Source organism: Vibrio kanaloae, from assembly GCF_024347535.1.
Classification (GTDB): Bacteria; Pseudomonadota; Gammaproteobacteria; order Enterobacterales; family Vibrionaceae; genus Vibrio; species Vibrio kanaloae.
Genome location: NZ_AP025498.1, coordinates 1,180,434 through 1,202,096 on the forward strand (window position 1 = coordinate 1,180,434; position 21,663 = coordinate 1,202,096).

The 21,663-nt window shown below is 42.0% G+C and carries 19 protein-coding genes and 1 pseudogene; 6 read left to right on the forward strand and 14 right to left on the reverse strand.

Going from position 1 to position 21,663, the window contains the following annotated elements; genetic code table 11:
• Positions 1-232: 232 nt before the first annotated feature.
• Complete coding sequence (locus tag OCV24_RS19520; RefSeq protein WP_017058371.1) at positions 233-856, reverse strand: helix-turn-helix domain-containing protein; 624 nt, start codon at positions 854-856, stop codon at positions 233-235.
• A gap of 441 nt (positions 857-1,297) precedes the next feature.
• On the opposite strand from OCV24_RS19520, the gene OCV24_RS19525 reads away from it, so the two are divergent.
• The 3 genes from OCV24_RS19525 to gcvP all read left to right on the forward strand — a co-directional run bounded on the left by OCV24_RS19525 (position 1,298) and on the right by gcvP (position 5,990).
• On the forward strand, positions 1,298-2,590 hold the full coding sequence (locus OCV24_RS19525; protein WP_017058372.1) for a serine hydroxymethyltransferase: 1,293 nt from the start codon (positions 1,298-1,300) through the stop codon (positions 2,588-2,590).
• A 51-nt stretch (positions 2,591-2,641) separates the two neighbouring features.
• Complete coding sequence (gene gcvH / locus OCV24_RS19530) at positions 2,642-3,022, forward strand: glycine cleavage system protein GcvH (protein WP_004730871.1); 381 nt, start codon at positions 2,642-2,644, stop codon at positions 3,020-3,022.
• An 88-nt stretch (positions 3,023-3,110) separates the two neighbouring features.
• Positions 3,111-5,990 carry an aminomethyl-transferring glycine dehydrogenase gene (gene gcvP / locus OCV24_RS19535; protein ID WP_150877134.1) on the forward strand — a complete coding sequence of 960 codons (2,880 nt, stop codon included), beginning with the start codon at positions 3,111-3,113 and terminating at the stop codon, positions 5,988-5,990.
• A gap of 373 nt (positions 5,991-6,363) precedes the next feature.
• Here the strand turns inward: gcvP and OCV24_RS19540 are convergent, their stop codons facing one another.
• Both OCV24_RS19540 and OCV24_RS19545 read right to left on the reverse strand, forming a co-directional pair.
• Positions 6,364-6,852 carry a GNAT family N-acetyltransferase gene (locus OCV24_RS19540; protein WP_146443635.1) on the reverse strand — a complete coding sequence of 163 codons (489 nt, stop codon included), beginning with the start codon at positions 6,850-6,852 and terminating at the stop codon, positions 6,364-6,366.
• A gap of 104 nt (positions 6,853-6,956) precedes the next feature.
• Positions 6,957-7,610, reverse strand: coding sequence for a class I SAM-dependent methyltransferase (locus tag OCV24_RS19545; protein ID WP_150877132.1), 654 nt, complete (start codon positions 7,608-7,610; stop codon positions 6,957-6,959).
• A gap of 164 nt (positions 7,611-7,774) precedes the next feature.
• Here OCV24_RS19545 and OCV24_RS19550 point away from each other — a divergent pair.
• Positions 7,775-8,737, forward strand: a pseudogene (locus OCV24_RS19550) (IS30 family transposase).
• A gap of 25 nt (positions 8,738-8,762) precedes the next feature.
• Here OCV24_RS19550 and OCV24_RS19555 read toward each other — a convergent pair.
• The 4 genes from OCV24_RS19555 to OCV24_RS19575 form a co-directional block, all read right to left on the reverse strand.
• Positions 8,763-9,218, reverse strand: coding sequence for a GNAT family N-acetyltransferase (locus OCV24_RS19555; protein WP_029627300.1), 456 nt, complete (start codon positions 9,216-9,218; stop codon positions 8,763-8,765).
• A gap of 616 nt (positions 9,219-9,834) precedes the next feature.
• Positions 9,835-10,290, reverse strand: a complete 456-nt coding sequence (locus OCV24_RS19560; protein WP_126576033.1) for a GNAT family N-acetyltransferase — start codon at positions 10,288-10,290, stop codon at positions 9,835-9,837.
• 146 nt (positions 10,291-10,436) lie between these two features.
• On the reverse strand, positions 10,437-11,297 hold the full coding sequence (locus tag OCV24_RS19565) for a hypothetical protein (protein ID WP_150877128.1): 861 nt from the start codon (positions 11,295-11,297) through the stop codon (positions 10,437-10,439).
• Between the two features lie 1,160 nt (positions 11,298-12,457).
• Positions 12,458-13,030 (reverse strand): hypothetical protein, encoded by a 573-nt coding sequence (locus tag OCV24_RS19575; RefSeq protein WP_150877122.1) that lies wholly within the window; start codon positions 13,028-13,030, stop codon positions 12,458-12,460.
• 702 nt (positions 13,031-13,732) lie between these two features.
• Between OCV24_RS19575 and OCV24_RS19580 the strand changes: the two genes are divergently transcribed.
• Positions 13,733-13,912 carry a hypothetical protein gene (locus OCV24_RS19580; RefSeq protein ID WP_150877120.1) on the forward strand — a complete coding sequence of 60 codons (180 nt, stop codon included), beginning with the start codon at positions 13,733-13,735 and terminating at the stop codon, positions 13,910-13,912.
• Positions 13,913-14,197: 285 nt separating this feature from the next.
• On the opposite strand, the gene OCV24_RS19585 is transcribed toward OCV24_RS19580, so the two are convergent.
• From OCV24_RS19585 to OCV24_RS19610, 5 genes are all read right to left on the reverse strand, one after another.
• The gene (locus OCV24_RS19585) at positions 14,198-15,013 is read right to left on the reverse strand and encodes a restriction endonuclease (protein ID WP_150877118.1); all 816 of its coding nucleotides are present in this window, start codon (positions 15,011-15,013) and stop codon (positions 14,198-14,200) included.
• Between the two features lie 141 nt (positions 15,014-15,154).
• Positions 15,155-16,051, reverse strand: coding sequence for a hypothetical protein (locus tag OCV24_RS19590; RefSeq protein ID WP_150877116.1), 897 nt, complete (start codon positions 16,049-16,051; stop codon positions 15,155-15,157).
• A gap of 650 nt (positions 16,052-16,701) precedes the next feature.
• On the reverse strand, positions 16,702-17,025 hold the full coding sequence (locus tag OCV24_RS19595; protein WP_038886909.1) for a hypothetical protein: 324 nt from the start codon (positions 17,023-17,025) through the stop codon (positions 16,702-16,704).
• A gap of 133 nt (positions 17,026-17,158) precedes the next feature.
• A complete protein-coding gene (locus tag OCV24_RS19605) occupies positions 17,159-17,842 on the reverse strand; it encodes a hypothetical protein (RefSeq protein ID WP_150877112.1) in 684 nt (227 codons plus the stop codon).
• A gap of 139 nt (positions 17,843-17,981) precedes the next feature.
• On the reverse strand, positions 17,982-18,323 hold the full coding sequence (locus OCV24_RS19610; protein WP_080532911.1) for a hypothetical protein: 342 nt from the start codon (positions 18,321-18,323) through the stop codon (positions 17,982-17,984).
• Between the two features lie 245 nt (positions 18,324-18,568).
• On the opposite strand from OCV24_RS19610, the gene OCV24_RS19615 reads away from it, so the two are divergent.
• Positions 18,569-19,537, forward strand: coding sequence for an IS30-like element ISVa6 family transposase (locus OCV24_RS19615; RefSeq protein WP_109376058.1), 969 nt, complete (start codon positions 18,569-18,571; stop codon positions 19,535-19,537).
• Positions 19,538-20,100: 563 nt separating this feature from the next.
• On the opposite strand, the gene OCV24_RS19625 is transcribed toward OCV24_RS19615, so the two are convergent.
• Positions 20,101-20,655, reverse strand: a complete 555-nt coding sequence (locus OCV24_RS19625; RefSeq protein ID WP_150879357.1) for a hypothetical protein — start codon at positions 20,653-20,655, stop codon at positions 20,101-20,103.
• 135 nt (positions 20,656-20,790) lie between these two features.
• Positions 20,791-21,405, reverse strand: a complete 615-nt coding sequence (locus OCV24_RS19635; protein ID WP_150879356.1) for a hypothetical protein — start codon at positions 21,403-21,405, stop codon at positions 20,791-20,793.
• Between the last annotated feature and the right edge of the window lie 258 nt (positions 21,406-21,663).

Consider the following 21,663-nt stretch of genomic DNA (forward strand, 5'->3'; position numbering starts at 1 on the left):
ATCAACATGAGTAAACCGTGTTCACTATAATAAACAAGCCTGAATCAGTTTTACACCCTTAACAAGATTAAAACAGCTCAAAATGTGACATTTAACAATTTAAAAACAATCACTCGTTACATACAAAAAACGCGACATTGATGATTTTCACATCAATATCGCGGCTATTGGCTAACGTTCGAAACAAAAGCAAACGTTTGCATTCACTATAAGAAATTCTAAGATTGTTAATTTATTTTGCAGTCACCCACAAAATGAGCGCATCTTCTGTACTGATAGAAACCAACATATGGCCCATATTAGCGTCGTAATACATGCTATCGCCTTCGCTCATTGGTACCGGTTCGTAGAATTCTGAGTAGAACATCACATCACCCGAAATGATCATTAAGAACTCTTCACCGTCGTGACGAACCCAATCACTATACTCTTCAAAAGTACGTGCTCTTACGCGGCTTTTAAACGGCATCATTTTCTTATTAGAAAGCTCAGTCGCAAGCAATTCATGCTCATAAGTCGGTGTTGGGTGAGGTTTGCCTTGACCAGCCTTAGTTAAGTCACGACGTCCTGTTGCGACTTTTTTCCTTGGCGGTTCAAAGAGTTGTGGCATGTCAATTTGCAAACCCATCGCTAATTTTTGCATAGCTTGAAAGGTTGGCGAGATTTGTTCGTTCTCTATTTTACTAAGCGTAGAGCGTGCCAAGCCCGTTCTTTGGCTTGCTTCTTCTAGCGTAATCCCGAGCTTACCGCGGATATCTTTAATACGCTGACCGAGCTTTAGTGGTTCGATATTCTGATCTAACGTTTCCTTCGCCAACGTTAAAGATGGGTACTCATCATAAATGTCTTCTGACATAGGTCCCTCATTATATTTTTACTTCCTGTCTATTCATTTAATTGTTGCATGGAACGCTTTGTTGATTAAAGAGCACACACAGAAATAAAGCGTGCTCCTCGTAGCAAAATAAGAAAAGTTGTTTCCTATTGGAAATTTTTATTGAAAATTGATTTTATCGGAGCTATGTTATCGACTTGTTAGATGAAGAGATGCTACTTCAGCTTGTACCAAATGAGTATTTTAACATTTGTAAGAGCTGTTTTTTTACCCGAACTTTTGGGAATTAATTCGTGCTGCATTGACCCTACAACGATCGCTTAGACGCCGTAAGAGTATATTTAAAACGCAATTAGCGTTTATCTCTACCTATACAGCGCAAACGATACCGATGCAGAAATCAACGTAAGACCTAATGGACTATAAAAACAATCACCATTAGCTTAATGAAAGGTCTCGACAATGAACGCTTACCAAAACCATAGCTTAGACAGCTTTTTCACTACGAACTTATCTGGTACTGACGACGCCGTATTTGCTGGCATCCAAGCAGAGAACACTCGTCAAAACGAACAAATCGAACTTATTGCTTCTGAGAACATCGTTTCTAAAGCAGTAATGCAAGCTCAAGGCACTTGCCTAACTAACAAATACGCAGAAGGTTACCCAGGCCGTCGTTACTACGGTGGTTGTGAGCACGTAGATACCGTTGAAGCTATCGCGATTGAGCGCGCTAAACAGCTTTTCAAATGCGAATACGCAAACGTACAGCCTCACTCTGGCGCTCAAGCAAACGGCGCGGTTAAACTTGCGCTACTTCAACCTGGCGATACTATCCTAGGTATGTCTCTTGACGCTGGTGGTCACCTAACACACGGTGCGCGTCCTGCAATGTCTGGTAAATGGTTCAACGCAGTTCAATACGGTGTAGACCGCGACACTCTAGAAATCGATTACGAAGCAGTTCGCGCTTTAGCTATCGAAAGCCAACCTAAAATGATTATTGCTGGTGGTAGTGCTATTCCACGCGTTATTGATTTCGCTAAGTTCCGCGACATCGCTGACGAAGTTGGCGCTATCCTAATGGTCGATATGGCACATATCGCGGGTCTTATCGCGACAGGTGCTCACCCTAGCCCACTACCTCACGCACACGTTGTAACTACAACAACACACAAAACACTTCGTGGTCCACGCGGCGGTATGATTCTGACTAACCACGAAGACATCAACAAAAAGATCAATTCTGCAGTGTTCCCTGGCCTACAAGGCGGCCCACTTATGCACGTTATCGCAGCTAAAGCAGTGGCGTTTGGTGAAGCACTTGGCCCTGAATTTAGTACTTATATTGATTCAGTGATCGACAACGCAAAAGTTCTTGCTGAAGTATTGCAAACTCGCGGTTGTGACATTGTGACTGGCGGTACAGACACGCACCTGATGTTGGTTGACCTTCGCCCTAAGGGCTTGAAAGGTAACGTAACTGAAGAAGCATTAGAGCGTGCAGGGATCACATGTAACAAAAATGGTATACCATTCGATACAGAGAAGCCTATGATTACTTCTGGTATTCGTTTAGGTACGCCAGCTGGAACCAGTCGTGGTTTTGGCACTGAAGAATTCAAACTTATCGGTGAATGGATCGGTGATGTACTTGATGGCTTAGTTGAAAGCCCTGAAGGCAACGCTGAAGTTGAGCAACGTGTTCGCAAACAAGTTAAAGAGCTTTGCAAGCGCTTCCCTCTTTACCGTTAAACCGTTTTTAAGATTTAAATTAAAACCTCATAAATTTTTGGAGAATAAGCAATGGACAATACACTAAAGTTTGCAGACAGCCACGAGTGGGTAAAAGACAACGGTGACGGTACTGTGACTATCGGTATTTCTGAGCACGCTCAAGAAATGCTAGGTGACGTTGTGTTTGTTGACCTGCCTGACACTGGAGACGAAATCGAAGCTGGCGAAAGCTTCTCTCTCGTTGAATCAGTAAAAGCAGCTTCTGATATCTACGCACCAATCTCTGGCGAAATTGTAGAAATCAACGAAGAATTAGAAGATAGCCCTGAGTTAATTAACGAAGAATCTTATGAAGGTGGTTGGATTGTTAAAGTGAAGATGTCTGATGCATCTGAACTAAACAACCTTAAAGATGCGGAAGAATACCTAAGCTCTATCGAAGAAGACTAATAGGTTCCTCATTACGATAAAGCTGCTCTTTAGAGCAGCTTAATTTTAGGGGCTAGCTCACGGCTCCAAAGAGAAAGTAGAACATATCATGACTGAATTACTTCAAAGCCAATTACTAAAAGACTTGGGTACTCAAAACGAGTTTGTTGCTCGCCATAACGGCCCAAATAAAGCAGACCAGCAGAAAATGCTTGAAACGATCAACGCGACTAGCTTAGACGCACTGATCGACGAAACGGTTCCTGCACAAATCCGTCTTGAAAAACCAATGACACTTGCTGCGCCACAGAGCGAAATGGACATGCTGACCTCTCTTAAAGAGATCGCTAACCTAAACCAAGTGAAACGTACTTTCATTGGCCAAGGCTACTACAACACATTCACTCCAAACGTTATTCTACGTAACGTTTTAGAGAACCCAGGCTGGTACACAGCTTACACACCATACCAACCAGAAATTTCTCAAGGTCGTCTTGAAGCTCTACTCAATTACCAACAAATGGTAATGGACCTAACCGGTATGGAAATCGCGAACGCATCCCTTCTTGATGAAGCGACAGCGGCAGGCGAAGCGATGACACTGTGTAAACGTGCTGGCAAAAGCAAGAGCAAAGTATTCTTCGTTGCTGACGATGTTCACCCTCAAACACTAGAAGTTGTTAAAACTCGTGCTGAGTACATCGGTTTTGAAGTAATGGTTGGCGCTCTTGAAACACTTCCAGAGCAAGACGTATTTGGTGCGCTTCTTCAATACCCGAGTACAACGGGTGAAGTTCGTGACCTAACAGACATCATTGCGAAAGCTCAAGCGAACAAAACACTGGTTACAGTGGCTACTGACCTACTTGCTTCTGCTCTACTTAAGCCTGCGGGTGAAATGGGCGCAGACGTAGTAATCGGTTCAGCGCAACGTTTCGGTGTTCCTATGGGTTACGGCGGTCCACACGCTGCATTCATGGGTACTCGTGAAAAGCATAAGCGTACAATGCCAGGTCGTGTAATCGGTGTATCTATCGATACTCACGGTAACCAAGCGCTACGTATGGCAATGCAAACTCGTGAGCAACACATCCGCCGCGAGAAAGCGACATCGAACATCTGTACAGCTCAAGCACTTCTAGCAAACATGGCGTCTTTCTACGCTGTTTACCACGGTGCAGAAGGTCTTCGTACTATTGCTCGTCGTACACACCACATGACAGCTATCCTAGCGGCTGGCCTGACTAAAACGGGTTACGAGCTAACCAACAACAGCTTCTTTGATACCATCACGCTGAACACAGAAGACAAGACAGATTCACTGTACGCGAAAGCGCAAGCAGCAGACATCAACCTTCGTCGACTTGTTGGAAAAATCGGTATCAGCTTAGATGAAACAACTACGGTCGACGACGTGAACGCACTGTTCGCAATCTTCGACGTGAAAGAAGACGTTCAAGCGCTATCTTCTGACATTGCATCAAATGAGTTTGCAGCAATTCCAGAAAACTGCCGTCGTGAATCAGAGTTCCTAACTCACCCAGTATTCAACACGCACCACAGCGAAACGCAAATGATGCGTTACCTAAAACAGCTTGAGAACAAAGACTTCTCACTAACGCACGGCATGATCCCACTGGGCAGCTGTACGATGAAGCTGAACGCTGCTGCTGAGATGATTCCAGTAACATGGCCTGAGTTTGGTTCAATTCACCCATTCGCACCTCTAGAGCAAGCCGCTGGTTACACTGCACTAGCAAAAGATCTCAAAGAGAAGCTGTGTGAAATCACCGGTTACGACGATTTTTCACTACAGCCTAACTCTGGTGCATCTGGCGAATACGCAGGTCTAATCGCGATTCAACGTTACCACGCAAGCCGCGGTGAAGCTCACCGTAACGTTTGTCTGATTCCAAGCTCTGCGCACGGTACTAACCCTGCAACAGCGTCTATGGTTTCAATGAAGGTAGTGGTTGTTAAGTGTGATGAAGATGGCAACATCGACATGACAGACCTAGCAGCGAAAATCGAGAAGCACAAAGAAAACCTATCAAGCATCATGATCACTTACCCTTCTACGCACGGCGTATATGAAGAGCAAGTGAAAGAAGTGTGTGAACAAGTTCACGCAGCGGGCGGGCAAGTCTACCTAGACGGCGCGAACATGAACGCTCAAGTAGGCCTAACTTCACCTGGCTTCATCGGTTCAGACGTATCTCACTTGAATCTACACAAAACATTCTGTATCCCACACGGTGGTGGCGGTCCAGGTATGGGTCCTATCGGCGTTAAATCGCACCTAGCACCTTTCCTACCAGGTCACATCGAAAACGGTGTACAAGGTTCTGACTACGCGGTATCGGCTGCAGATCTAGGTAGTGCTTCAATCCTACCTATCTCTTGGGCTTACATCGCGATGATGGGCGAACCAGGCCTAACAAATGCAACGAAAGTAGCGATTCTGAACGCGAACTACGTGATGGAAAAACTACGTCCTCACTACCCTGTTCTTTACCGTGGCACTAACGGACGCGTAGCGCACGAATGTATTATCGATATTCGCCCGCTTAAAGAAGACACAGGCATCAGCGAAGAAGATATTGCTAAGCGTCTAATGGACTTTGGTTTCCACGCACCTACTATGTCTTTCCCTGTCGCTGGCACACTAATGGTTGAGCCAACTGAATCTGAAGGTTTAGAAGAGCTAGACCGTTTCTGTGAAGCGATGATCGCAATCCGTCACGAAATGGCAGCAGTGAAGGCCGGTGAATGGCCACTAGACAACAACCCTCTAGTGAACGCACCGCACACACAAATTGACCTTTCAGGCGCAGAGTGGGATCGCCCTTACTCTCGTGAACTGGCTTGCTTCCCATCAAAAGTAACGAAGAACTCGAAGTACTGGCCGACTGTTAACCGTGTAGACAACGTATACGGCGACCGTAACTTAATCTGTTCTTGCCCAAGCATCGACAACTACGAAGACTAATTCGTAGCGGCGCTAAGCAGCACAAAATAAGAAAAGGCGAACCATTTGGTTCGCCTTTTTGTTGCCTGAAATCTGAGTCATAAATGCATTGACCTTACCGTAAGGGAAAGGTTTATGGTGACATGAAATCCACGACGAATTAGGAAACGATTATGGGATGTTGCAATAAAGCGCCAAAAGGTGGTGCCCCTCTTGGCTTACTTCTAAAAGTAACGCTTGGAATTGGTCTTTTTGTGTTTCTGCTGGCTCTGTGGCAGTAGGAAACTTATAATACGGCACTAAATTTGTAGCTTAGATGTGATGGTATCAAAACATAGATAGCGCCAAAATAACTATTGGTCTCATAGTCTCTTGTTATATGTAGAACTCAAAGCTAAAAGTATGCTGGTATTGATCCATTAGAAGCCACTGGTTCCTTTGTATAAATCATGCAGTCAGAACCCTGAATACTAACAAAACCAAGCTTCATATAGAACTGCTGTTCAATATCACTATGTAGGTACAAGGCCTTACCATCATTTTTATCAAATAACTCAGATTTGACTAGATTAACCAACTTTGACGCATAGCCTTGGTGTCGTAGTTCTAGGGATGTAGCCACAGAGCCAATACCAAAAGAGTTCTCTTTAAGACCGAACATGCCGCTATAAACAATAAGAGATGATACGACTTGATCATTTTCAACCAATACGTACCAAGTACCTGATAAGTATTTTTCACTGTTACGACAACCTGCTAGGTACTCCTCGGACGAAAGACCGTCACCCCAGACATCGAAGCCCATTGAGTAGATGAAGTCTAACTCATGATCCTCTGCTTTTCTTAGCAATCCTAAATTGGCCAAAACATATAACGCCTGCATAACACGTTCACTTCTATGCGATTATACTTAATATTGACGCCTTAAACGAGAAACACTCGGCAAACTGAGATTGCCGAGTTTAGTATAACGTGTTGATGCATTTGTTATGTTTTTTTACCTGAAAATAACGCAACACATCCTATCACTTCTACTTTTACATCAGTAAAGTGTTTGTTTAACAATAACAGCAATGTGTCTAGATCATCGTTGTTATTACTAAATATTCCTTTCTTATTGTAAACACCCATCAATTTTTTGGCGAAAAAGTTTAGTTTTGTACCCTTGCCCAAAATTGTACTACCAAACAATACCCCATCATCGTTCAGATGATCCTTTAGGTGCTTAAACATAATACACTTATCAATCAGATTTCCAGGCAAGCAATGAAGTAAATAATTAACACTAATTGAATCAAATTTATCGATATTTAACTCAAGAGGCTCAAGCACATCCCCGCAGTAAACTTCAGGTTCAAAGTGGTTGATTGCTTTTGAAGTTGTATCAAGACTATTTTGATTCAAATCTAGCAAAGCGATACGTTTTGTTGATTGAGGTAGAAAATTCTTTAGATAATAACCTGAGCCAACACCAACATCTAAATGGTTAGATGAAACTAACATTGAAAATTGCTCACTAATAAATTTAGTTGGGCATTTCCAAAAATAGTTATTTGAGATACCTAAAACCCAGAGATCGTATATTGAGAGTACTTTCTTAGAGTAGACAGCTTGTCCAGCAACTGTGGATTCTTTATTCATTTTTAATTTCATATAGTTATAAATTATCAAACTTAAATTTATACTAAAAAATAAAGATAGCAAATCTTACCAGACTGGATTCAAGTACGAAGTGGCCCCCCCTGAACATAAAAACAATAAGGTGCGATAATCATGAAGTTTGCTCCCGCCAAGAAGTAAAAAACATGAAATACACGCACCTCACCGAGAATGAAAGGTATATGATTTCTGCACTCAGAAAGCAAGGAATGAGTACCGCTAAAATAGCCAAACAACTGGGTCGTCACAAAGCACCATACATCGAGAAATCGAACGTAATTCCCTTACAACAAGTTCTTCAATAGATACTCATACGAACCCGAACGAGGCCAAAAAATGACTCGTAACCGGTTGAGTCGTTCACGTAGAAATAAACGCTATGACAAACTTTACTTCAAACTTCCTGAACCTTGCTACGGCTGGACTGGAGCCCTGACCAAATCATCGGTTACCTAAGGGGAGTGGCTATCCAACAATGAGCCACAAACTCATTTATCAGCACGCTTGGAACGACAAAGTACTCGGCGGAACGCTATGGAAACACCTACGACAATCGACTTAAAAAGGCGTAAAAGGTACAACTCAAAAGACAGCCGAGGACGGCTGGCAGCAAAGCGTCATATTACGAAAGGCCTATAAAAGCTGAGCATCGAAAAGAGCCTGGCCATTGGGAAATTGATACCGTCGTTGGTCGCGAAACCAAGCACTGTATCGTGACTTTAGTCGACAGAATGACTAACTACACATTTATTGGTTAAATGGACGATAGAACAAGCGAGTAACTCAACGTGAGAATGAGTAAAATCATGACCCGCTCTGATTTACCTTTTAAAACGATAATTGCTGATAACGGCATTGAATTCCACGGTTACGGACAACTAGAAAAACACCGTAACTGTCTATTTTACTTTGCAAATCCATACCATTCATGGGAACGAGGTACTAATGAAAACACCAATGGCTTGATACAACAGTACTTACCAAAACGAACTTCTATGTCACACGTGACACAAAAGCTCTGCAATGAAATTGCACACAAATTAAATACGCGCACACGTAAAAGATTTGGGTATAGAACGCCAACGGATTACATTCATGCGCATCTATAAAAAGTGTCGCACTTCAAACTTGATACTAAGAGGCAAGTTGAAGCGACAAAGAAAGGAAGTTTTCATCGCTTTCAGTCACCTTATAGCCAAGAGATTTGTAAAAACTTACCGCTGACTCATTTCTAGTAAAGCTTGATAAGGTTACTTGACTACGCTCTTGCTCTCGCGCTATGTCGTGAACCATATTCATGACCCTTTTGCCCAATTGTTGATTTTGAAATTCTGGAAATATAATGAGTAAATGTACATGAATGGCATTGTCGTATGGCTTGAAGCACAGCATTCCAACTTGCGTGTTATTGAGACAAACCCAGTGAAACCAATGAGGCTCATAGTCACTTTTTAAGCGATTGACCTGAAACTCATTACACCAACCAAAGACGGCATCAACATGCGAATAAAGTCCTTGTTTCACAACTGAAAACAGACTTTCAAACTCATCACTTTCTATTTTTATTAGTTGAATATCCATATGCCTCATAACGCCAAGCTAAGTGGCTAACAAACGTGCCACTTCACTCAATTAAAACACCTTAAACACGCAACTAAACCGAACTAAAAATGCCAAACGTTTGTTAGTCCGTCTTAAGCGTTTTGTTAGTTTGCCACCGCGATGAAACTAAAGGTTTAGCGCCAAGGTGCTGAATTAGCTATGAAACTACTGGCTTTAAACCCAAAAGTAAAACGGACAGCTCATAATTTAAACCCAACTAACAAAACGCACTTGGCCAAGAAGACTTTCGTAGATGCCGACAGCCACAAATGCAATTCTCAATGTTCCCGCTTAACTTTCAAAACCAAAGAAGCAGCGCGCAAGAACATGGAAAAATGAACCTTACTAACACGGAAGAAATGAATAACACGAAAGCCAATTAACCGAAAAACTGGCTACGCGAGATGCCTATTTCGATGAAAAAGTCTTTGGGAAATAACAGGTGAATAGCTAGAACGCAGAACAAGGCTTTTAGACCACAAACGCTTTTCTGCTCCTTGCAAACTAACGCCGCATTAAGGTGTGAGCGACGCTTGGCTATACTTGAGCGAAGCGAAACCGCCAAGCGTTGCGAATCACTCTTAAATGCTTTGTTAGCAGCAACTTACAACGCGAGTTTAAACCCTTCATGTGTTGCTTTAAATCCAAGTTTCTCATAGAACCTGATTGCATCAGGACGCTGCTTGTCACTTGTTAGCTGAACGATTGTACAACCTTTATTCTTTGCCAATTCGATGGCATGTGCGAACATTTGCTCACCGAAACCTTGTCCACGATAGTCACTATGGATTCGAACACCTTCGATAAGACAACGCCAACTACCAATATGCGTTAGGTAAGGAATAAAAGTAATTTGAAGCATCCCAACTAGAGAGTTTTCCAGCTCAACAACAAGTAATTCGTTATTTGGATCTCTTACAATTGCTTCGAACGCTTCAAGATACCCACTATTCAACGGAACAGATGCATCTTCTCTTTTACTACCAAGTGGGTCATTTGAGAGCAAAGCTACAAGACTTTCCAAATCTTCAAAATCAGCTGAACGATACTTTAATTCCATTTATGGCTCCTTATTACTTCTGGCTGCTAACGCCGCGTTAAGTGGTGAGCAACGCAGGCCACCCTACCTAAACCATTGTGCCGTAAACACTAAAGCTGAATCAAACCAAAAATGCCAAGCGTTGGGAATCCGTCTTAAACGCTTTGTTATACGATATTCCAAGCGCTGTACTGTCTATCCTGTGACGAAGCTTGCAAGTAACTTGATTCAACCCCTAACGTTGCAGCTATCAACTTAGTGTTGAAACTTGAAAAATCAACATCATAATTTTCTTCTGGGTGCGCATAGCCAATTGGTTTCCCCGCATACAATGCCTCGTGAGCCAATTCATTTCTTAATTTCGATAAAACGCTACTACCGTTTTCAAGCTCAGCCCAATTAGGTAGTAAGAGGCTATACTTTTGAGCAAGCGCAGCAGGTCGCTGAGTATGAGGACAACGAGCAATACCTGATAACTTAAACAGCCCATCCAGAACTTTATACTGAGCTTCAAAGCGATCCCATGGATAATAATGTGATTGTCCGATGAGGAACCAATGAATTACTGCAAACATCCCAGCCCGCTTTTCGTCTGAGCTATCATCATAAAACTTAGCCAAATAATTCAGAGCTAACTCAATATCTTTTCCAATAGGTATAACCCCTGTTAATTTCCCTTCTGCGTATGCCACTTTGCCTATGTTGTAATACTCAGCAGGCGAAAGATAAACACCAAAAAAGAAGCCTATACCAAGAATAAGAAACTTCGCTTTTTCATAATCGTAGGGGTGAAAGATAATAGAATGGGTTGCTGGCAAGGTATAGTACTCTGCAAACACATCGAACTTTTTGGTGTGGGCTTCTCGTTTCAATTTACGAGCTTCAACTAAAGGAGGATATATCCACCCATCACTAATATTTGCCTCATCTTGAAATTCAGAAATCACTCTATCTATGTCCCATAGTGGTCGAATTTCAATATCATCTGCTACGTAGCGACGATTTGATTTCAACAGTCCAAATTCCACATTTATCTCCTATCGTATAACGCTAAGCTAAGTAGTGAGCAACGTAATACGAAGCCACCGCATAACACCTTAAACACATAAATCAACGCATAGTAAAAATGCCGCGCGTTGCGAGTCTGTCTTAAGCGCTTTGTTAGTTTGCCACCGCGATGAAGCCAAAGGATTAGCGCCAAGGTGCTGAATTAGCTCTAAAACTAATGGCTTTGAACGCAAAAGTAAAACGGGCAGCTCAGAATTTAAACCCAACTAACAAAACGCACTTGGCTAAGAAGACTTTCGTAGATGCCGACAGCCACAAATACCATCTTTCAATGCTCCCGCTTAACTTTCAAAACCAAAGAAGCAGCGCGCAAGAACATGGAGAAATGAACCTTACTAACACGGAAGAAATGAATAACACGAAAGCCAATTAGCCGAAAGACGGGCTACGCGAGATGCCTATTTCGATGAAAAAGTCTTTGGGAAATAACAGGTGAATAGCTAGAACGCAGAACAAGGCTTTTAGACCACAAACGTTTTTCTGCCCTTTGCAAACTAACGCTAAGCTAAGTGGCTAACAAACCTGCCACCCAACTCAATTTGAACACCTTAAACGCGCAACGAAACCGAACCAAAAATGCCGAACGTTTGTTAGTCCGTCTTAAGCGCTTTGTTAGTTTGCCACCGCGATGAAGCCAAAGGTTTAGCGCCAAGATGCTGAATTAGTTATAAAACTACTGGCTTTAAACCCAAAAGTAAAACGGGCAGCTCAGAATTAACAAAACACACTTGGCTAAGAAGACTTTCGTAGATGCCGACAGCCACAAATGCAATGTTCAATTCTCACACTTAACTTTCAAAACCAAGGAAGCAGCGCGCAAGAACGTTGAGAAGTGAACCTTACTAACACGAAAGAGTTGAATGACACGGAAACCAATTAACCGAAAAACTGGCTACGCGAGATGCCTATTTCAATGAAAAGTCTTTGGGAAATAACAGGTGAATAGCTAGAACGCAGAACAAGGCTTTTAAACCACAAACGCTTTTCTGCCCTTTGCAAACTAACGCCGCATTAAGTGGTGAGCAACGCAGACCACCATACCTAAACCATTGTGCCGTAAACACTAAAGCTGATTCAAACCGAAAATGCCAAGCGTTGGGAATCCGTCTTAAATGCTTTGTTATGAGTCAGTTGCAAGACTTTGAAAGTAAGTTGATAACTGGACTGAAGACTCAATGTAATGCGCCACAGACGTTTTTGTAAACTCAGCGTCATGAACGTGGACAGCTTCATTTCGAAGGTGTCGTAACTGCTCGAAGATAACCAACTGTTTCGGACTAAGAACTTGTGCTCTCTGCAAATTATCCCGCATAGCTGATGGACCATAACCAACACGACCTTCACTACTACCACGCAAAGCAATTAACTTAGCAGCTGAAGACTCCACTAATATCCATGCTTCTAAAATTGCGGCTCTTGGTGCAATGTCCGCGATTGCCTCTAAATGGGACTTCACACTTTCAATAGATTCGCTTTTCTGGATACTATCTTTTGGCAAGCTAGCTTCCACTTCACCGGCAATTGTTTTCATCGCAGCATCAAATTCTAACTCTACATCCTTATACTTAAACTTCCTTAAAGATGTAGCTAACTTAGGCAATTCAGAGCGAAGCAGGAGAATCACTGTGACGACAGTAACAGGCCAAGCTATGGATGCCACCAAGCTATCAATAAACTCTAATATTTCCACCATATCTCCTATGACTCATAACGCTAAGCTAAGTAGTGAGCAACGTAATACGAAGTCACTGCATAACACCTTAAACACATAAATCAACGCATACTAAAAATGCCACGCGTTGCGAGTCTGCCTTAAGCGCTTTGTTAGTTTGCTACCGTGATGAAGCCAAAGGTTTAGCGCCAAGGTGCTGAATTAGCTATGAAACTACTGGCTTTGAACGCAAAAGTAAAACGGACAGCTCAGAACTTAAACCCAACTAACAAAACGCACTTGGCTAAGAAGACTTTCGTAGATGCCGACAGCCACAAATGCAATTTTCAATGTTCACAGTTAACTTTCAAAACCAAAGAAGCAGCGCGCAAGAATATTGAGAAATGAACCTTACTAACACGACAGAATTGAATAACACGAAAGTCAATTAACCGAAAAACGGGCTACGCGAGATGCCTATTTCGATGAAAAAGTCTTTGGGAAATAACAGGTGAATAGCTAGAGCGTAGAACAAAGCTTTTAGACTACAAACGCTTTTCTGCCCTTTGCAAACTAACGCTAAGCTAAGTAGTGAGCAACGCAATAGAAGCCACCGCATAACACCTTAAACACATAAATCAACGCATACTAAAAATGCCACGCGTTGCGAGTCTGCCTTAAGCGCTTTGTTAGTTTACTACCGCGATGAAGCCAAAGGCTTAACGCCAAGGTGCTGAATTAGTTATGAAACTACTGGCTTTAAACGCAAAAGTAAAACAGGCAGCTCATAATTTAAACCCAACTAACAAAACGCACTTAGCTAAGAAGACTTTCGTAGATGCCGACAGCCACAAATACCATCTTTCAATGTTCCCGCTAACTTTCAAAACCAAAGAAGCAGCGCGCAAGAACGTTGAGAAGTGAACCTTACTAACACGGAAGAATTGAATGACACGAAAGCCAATTAGCCGAAAAACTGGCTACGCGAGATGCCTATTTAGATGAAAAAGTCTTTGGGAAATAACAGGTGAATAGCTAGAGCGTAGAACAAAGCTTTTAGACCATAAATGCTTTTCTTCCCTTTGCAAACTAACGCCCAATTAAGGGGTGAGCAACGCCACCACCCAACCTAAAGCATTGTACCGTAACCACTAAAATTGAAGTAGATGCAAAAATGCCAAGCGTTGGGAATCCCTCTTAAATTGCTTGTTAGCCGTCCTTTTTAGGCATACGCATTTCTACTCCACCACCTGCCATCATTATACTTGCTGTGACCTCGTCATCAGCTGTTCGTCTTAGGTTAGGCTCATAATCACCGTTTTGGTACATTGCCCACTCAGCATCGATTAGCTTCTCTTCAAAGTAATTTAGATTTAAATTGAGCCAGTTTTGAAGCTGCTGAAAGTTGTGTGCTACAGAGGTTCCTTGCTGCTCTTTAAGGAAAGTCTCTAAATCAATTGGATAGCTCATCTTTTGTGCTTCCATGATTGCTTTCCTAGCCGTCGACAGCAAAAGTTGACCTACGAATTTGAAAGAAAAATCAAACAGATCTTGTCTCAAGCCATATTTAATGCGAACTTTCTTGGAGTGAGACCAATATCGGTCCTCTATTAAGTGCAGCCTCTTGCTATACATTTTTAATATTTCAGCTTCAACCATGTCTTTGGTTTCAGACTTAAGTTCATCAAATGTTTTTAACTTAACGTTAGTATTTTCAGCTGCTTCCATCGCCCCCTTCTGAAAGCCCACTTTTGATACAATGAAGCCTCTATCTGCACCAAGATCATCTACTATCGTTCTCAATGCGAGAACATGATTCTTGCTTACACGCTTTTTCCAACACTTGGCTTCAATTACCCAAGTAATATCCTCACCTAAAAATTTAGTTTTAACTAAGACATCAACATCGTGATTCGTTCTAACACCAACCACAGTAACATTTGTTTCAGCTTCTGCTCCTAATGAAAGAAAATGGTCACATATTTCTTCTTGAAACTGATACCAGTCATGATTTTGTTGTTTCATTAACTCTCCGGATGGCTAACGCCGCATTAAGGTGTGACCAACGCTACCACGAATCTTAACCAGACCACCGTAAACACTAAACCCAACGATGGAATGAAAAATGCCATGCGTTGGGAATCACTCTTAAATGCTTTGTTAGTTTCATTTTCCAAGCACAAGACATTGATATTGCGCTATTTTATTTAAATCCGCAGTATATTGCGGAAACTCAGATTGTAACAAGCATAGAGCATCAGCAAATGTGATTTGATGCAAATTTGACGTGTAATCAAAGATTAAGCAATTTATACGTGATTCAAACGATTCTATACCCGGCTCAGCCTTGCATTGCCCCCACATGACTTGATCGATTTCATCTTCGGGGTCTTCCAAAGGACTATTGGCCTGAACATATAAGTTTGACAGCATTGCTTCATACAACGATGTTGATAACTGATCTTTGCAACGTAATAGCCAAGCCAAAGTGATCAAGTTGTGTCCAAAGAAACCAAACTGCTCAATACAAGATGATAATACATCTGAGAGACTGGTCTTTACTGGCACTGGTTTCGAGTTGACGTTATCTATATTTGAAAACGTAGACGTAACGAACTCTGTAAAACGATTAAGAAAGGCTGGGATCTGATGCTCATTCAATTGCCTAAAGACACTATTCATTGCAAGCAATATCGTCACATTGTGGGATAAGTATTCATTAGCAGATGCTGCTTTGGTGGCAAAGTGGCTAAAAACCTCATCAAAACCTTTGTTTTGATACCACTGAAAAGTAGCTTGATAAGCTGCGGGATAAATACCACGATTCAGTATTCTTTGAATACGAAAGTCTTGTAATGCTGGTGCTTGAACAGATCCCTCATATGTAGGCTGTACCAAAACTGAATCATTAGCCATCAAAATAGACGTATGAGAAAAAAGTTTGTCATTTTCACCAAAACGTTTAGCAAGGAAATTTGCTGATAAAAATGCTTTCAACGCATGAGGTTGATGAATTATTGCCCCACTATGTAAGGCTTGCTCTAACAATTCCGAATTGTTCATATGTCCTCCATGAAACTAACGCTAAGCTAAGTAGTGAGCAACGCAATACGAAGTCACCGCACAGCACCTTAAACACATAAATCAACGCATAGTAAAAATGCCACGTGTTGCGAATCTGCCTTAAGCGCTTTGTTAGTTTGCCACCGCGATGAAACCAGAGGTTTAGCGCCAAGGTGCTGAATTAGTTATAAAACTACTGGCTTTGAACACAAAAGTAAAACGGGCAGCTCAGAATTTAAACCCAACTAACAAAACGCACTTGGCTAAGAAGACTTTCGTAGATGCCGACAGCCACAAATACCATCTTTCAATGTTCCCGCTTAACTTTCAAAGCCAAAGAAGCAGCGTGCAAGAATATTGAGAAATGAACCTTACTAACACGGAAGAATTGAATGACAAGGAAGCCAATTAACCGAAAAACGGGCTACGCGAGATGCCTATTTCGATGAAGAGTCTTCGGGAAATAACAGGTGTATAGCTAGAACGTAGAACAAAGCTTTTAGACTACAAACGCTTTTCTGCCCTTTGCAAACTAACGCTGCGTTAAGTAGTGAGCAACAATGTCACCTAACTAAACCACTGTGCCGTAAACACTAAAAACGATTCAGACTAAAAATGCCGAGCGTTGCGAATCTGCCTTAAACGCTTTGTTATGTACGTGGCTCACTTTTACCGAGAAGGTAACCCGTTAGCAATGCATCAAGTTCGATTCGACTCATGTGACCGAACGATTTGACTAAATACTTTGTAGCTTCAGACGAATGAGAGGCACCAGTAACACCAAATTCAGACTTATAGTTGCCCACTTTCGCTTTTACCGACTCAAACTTTAGTCCTGTCGACGCTGCTAATACTTCACAAAGATCACTTTGTAGCCCTCGCGGGAAATCAAGCTCTTCAAGCGTTTTGTAGACGATCAAACACCTTATCTCAGTTTCAACACTCCAACCTGAGTCAACTCTGAATGAGAACATATTTCCTCCTAGTACATAACGTCCTGTTAAGGGGTGAGCAACGCATTACTGAAGTCGCCGCATAACGCCTTAAACACTAAAACCAACGCATAGTAAAAATGCCACGCGTTGCGAATCCCTCTTAAACAGTTTGTTAACTGTATTGTTTGAGGTGTCCTAAGAGCCTTTGCCTTCTGCGCTGAAAGCCTAAGATTGCCTCTAATGAATTAACTTTGTCCTTAGGCGCTTTGGGCTGAAATGGAATTTCATTAGCTATGCCAAGTAGGCCGGTACCAACCAACTTTTTATCTGACGCATCATTGATATTGTCCATTAATTTTTGAAGATCTGTGATTGCGTCTTCAACCTTTTTACCAACTTCTTCCGCCAACATGCCACCACTAGCACCTCGTTTAATTGCCTCAAGTTGATTGATAGACTTTTGGATTGAACCAATAATACCCACGCGAGCTTCTAACCGGATAACGTCTTGTTGCTTTGCCCCAGACTCAAACGTTGTGTGAGAAATTATATAGTCAGTTACTCGTTTGGCGTCAGCGTACATAAATTGGATTCCTTCTCGAAAGTCCTTGTAACCCGAGATAAATTGGAAAAGTACGCTGATCGTACCAAGTACAGTGATTCTTGCGATTAAAGAGCCTTCTTCAAACTCAATTTCTATTGGTAAACCTGGAGATAAGAAAAAGCCGATCCTTTGACGAGCAAATGCCTCAAGCTCCACCTTAAATTGTGCTAATTCCTCTTTTGATTTAAGTTTCTGAGGCTCGATGTGTATGTAAGCCTGACTTAAGATGTTTTTATTTATGTAATCAGCCAATTATTTTCTCCAAATACAGTTAACGCCGCGTTAAGTGGTGAGCAACGCAGACCACCCTATCTAAACCATTGTGACATAAACACTTAAGCCAAAGTAAGCTGAAAATGCCGAGCGTTGGGAATCCGTCTTAAACGCTTTGTTATGCGCGTACTTCACCATTAAGTGATTCAAGATATTCTTCTAGTTCTTTGGATCTAGATTTTGATATAAACAACCCTACTGGCTGCAACAATACAATAGCCAATATGATAGAACCTAGAATGACATTGCCGTAAACGAAACCGACTATTACATTAATCGACAACCCTATCATTACGACAATATAGCGCCAGTATTCAATATTTAACTCGTAGGTGTTTCGTTCAGTGTTGTGAGATATTGATACTGGGTATGACAACAGCGAAAGATTAACAAAAATGCTCTTATTCCGCATTTTTGCTTTAAACCCACGTTTTAGTAACTCTTCTAACAACTTATTCATTCGATATCCTTTTTGAACGATATAGCGCATAACGCCCAATTAAGTGGTGAGCAATGCACTGACCAAGCCGCTGCATTACACCGTAAACACAGCATTCACTGCAAACCAAAACCGCCACGCGTTGCGAATCCACTTGAATTGTTTGTTAGCTGCCTTGGATTCAAGTACGAAGTGCGACACCTCTGAACATAAAAACAGTGAGATGCGATAATCATGAAGTTTGCTCCCGCCAAGAAGTAAAAAACATGAGATACACGCACCTCACTGAGAACGAAAGGTATATGATTTCTGCACTCAGAAAGCAAGGAATTAGTACCGCTAAAATAGCTAAACAACTGGGGCGTCACAAAGCCACTATCTATCGAGAAATTGAACGCAACTCCCGATACAACAGACACTTTAAAAGGTACTCCTATCAGGCATGGAGAGCCCAACAAATGGCTCGCAACCGGCTGCGCCGGTCGCGCAGAAATAAGCGCTACAGCGAAATCGACTTCAGGTTACCTGAAGCCTTGCTACGACTGGATTGGAGTCCTGACCAAATCGTCGGATATCTGAGGGTAAGAGGCTATCCAACAATGAGCCACGAGCTCATTTATCAGCATGTTTGGAACGACAAAACTCTCGGTGGAACACTATGGAAACACCTACGCCAATCCACCAAGAAAAGGCGTAAAAGGTATAACTCAAAAGACAGCCGTGGACGGCTAGCTGCAAAGCGTCATATTACCGAAAGACCAGCAAATGCAGAGCATAGAAAAGAGCCTGGTCATTGGGAAATTGATACCGTCGTTGGCCGCGGAACCAAGCACTGTATCGTGACTTTAGTCGACAGAATGACAGGCTACACTTTTATTGGGCAAATGGACGATAGAACAAGCGAGTCGCTCAACGTAAGAATGAGCAAAATAATGACCCGCTCTGACTTACCTTTTAAGACGATAACTGCTGATAACGGCACTGAATTTCATGGTTACGCACAACTAGAGAAACATCATAACTGTCTGTTTTACTTTGCAAATCCATACCACTCATGGGAACGAGGTACAAATGAAAACACCAACGGCTTGATACGACAATACTTACCAAAACGAACTTCTATGTCACACGTGACACAGAAGCTCTGCAATGAAATTGCACACAAATTAAATACGCGCCCACGCAAAAGGCTTGGGTATAGGACACCAACGGAGTATATTCATGCGCATCTGTAGAAAGTGTCGCACTTCAAACTTGATACTAAGTGCTGCGCATTGGCCTGCGATGTTCACCAAAATGCTTAACTGGGAATAACCATATGGCTTTCTAGCGAGAATGTAAAACGGACAGCTCAACACTTAAACCAAAAACGCAAAACGGGCTTGGCAAAGAAGAAATGGCAGACAAACTGAACCACGGATACTTTGGCTGAATTTGCAAAGAATACGATCGAAGAAGCCTGACAACCAAACCCGAAAAACGCTTTTAATTGTGAGCCAGTTTCCGCAACAAAGAAACCACACCATTTCAAGTAAAAAGCTTGGGATGATTCAACCACTTTTGTGGAAGTGCCACTGGCGAGATACGCGGGGAAATGCAGACTTTCAGGTGCAAAGCTAGAACCTCAAAATCAGTAAATTAAACACTTAACTTTTTGATTTTGAATAACACCAGCTAACGCCCTGTTAAGGTGTGAGCAACGCAATACCGATGTTCCCGCATAGCACCCTAACCACTAAACATAACGCATAGTAAAAATGCCACGCGTTGCGAATCACTCTTGAACAGTTTGTTAAGTTTACATTTCGAGATGATTGAATTTGAATGGATAGCCACCGTTGAGAGGTTCTGAAAACCTCGTGCCAATTTCCTTGATCAAGTATTCGTTCATTCTAGATTCTTGGTACTTACATAGAGTGACGGCTGAACGAACGTTCTCGATAGAAAGTAGAGGTGTCGACACTCCAAACATAGGCTCATCTAAAATATGACGTTGCTCGCCAGCAATAAGCGTCCCACCCACCGGATAAATAGTTAGCTCATTACTCGAAATGTCGCTATGCGCAACCACTTTGTTCCGATAATCAATCATCTGTGAATGAGTCTCGGCTAAGACTTCATTTCCAGCGAACTTTTTCCATTTACTAGCCATATTTCCAAACCCATCATTATTAGTGAAAGGCCTGCAATAAGAAGTTACAGCACCAAACAACAATGACTGATAAAGCTTGTCACCTAGTTGCGCATTTAACTCTAAGATATTCTCAAAACCATCTTGTGCGCAGGATATATCTCGCGCTGCAACTGCAATTCTGTGAACCTCTAAGCTCTGATTCAGTCTTTTTTTACTCATAATTCCCAACTGTAAACTTAACGCCCTGTTAAGGTGTGAGCAACGCAATACCGAAGCCGCCGCATACCACCTTAAACACTAAAAGCAACGCATAGCAAAAATGCCACGCGTTGCGAATCACTCTTAAACAGATTGTTAGGGCTCTTGTTTGACGATGAAATAGACTGGCTTATGCTGCCACCCTCGAGTAAACCAGGGACCATCACCTGGTCTACGATTCAGCTCAGTCATAATATTGATTGCTTGCTCCCAGGGCATAGGATGGTAATGTCGCCTAATAATGCAAGTAATATCTTCATGTCTAACCTGTTCTACTACACTATATGGATCGTTTACTTCAACATCACTGCGGTTTGTTAAGTTGAACACGACCTCATTGTATTCTGGTGCGTTTGGTGGGATATAAAACCATATATTTTCAGCGTTAGAAAGTTCAAATAGGTTTTGAGCAATTGACATACCACAGAAAACTGGAATGTCGAATTTCTTAGCTATCTCATTAAACTCAAATATGTACGGGTTAATCTTGCCTTGAAGCTGCCCCTCTACACCAATATGAACTTTAGGGCGTCTAGCAAAAAACGCAATTAGGTATACAGACTCCATACCATGTAATGCATAAGAAGTCTTATTACCTTCCCTCGTCTTCCAATATTGGATAGGCGTATTTTCACCCAATTCATTTAACAATGAAGAAAACGCAGGAATCAAAGAAAATTCAGTCGTTTTCTCTGTACAGTAACTAATCATCAAATATTCCTATTCTGAGCCCTAACGCTAAGCTAAGTAGTGAGCAACGTAATACGAAGCCACCGCATAACACCTTAAACACATAAATCAACGCATACTAAAAATGCCACGCGTTGCGAGTCTGACTTAAGCGCTTTGTTAGTTTGCCACCGCGATGAAGCCAAAGGTTTAGCGCCAAGATACTGAATTAGCTATAAAACTACTGGCTTTGAACACAAAAGTAAAACGGACAGCTCAGAATTTAAACCCAACTAACAA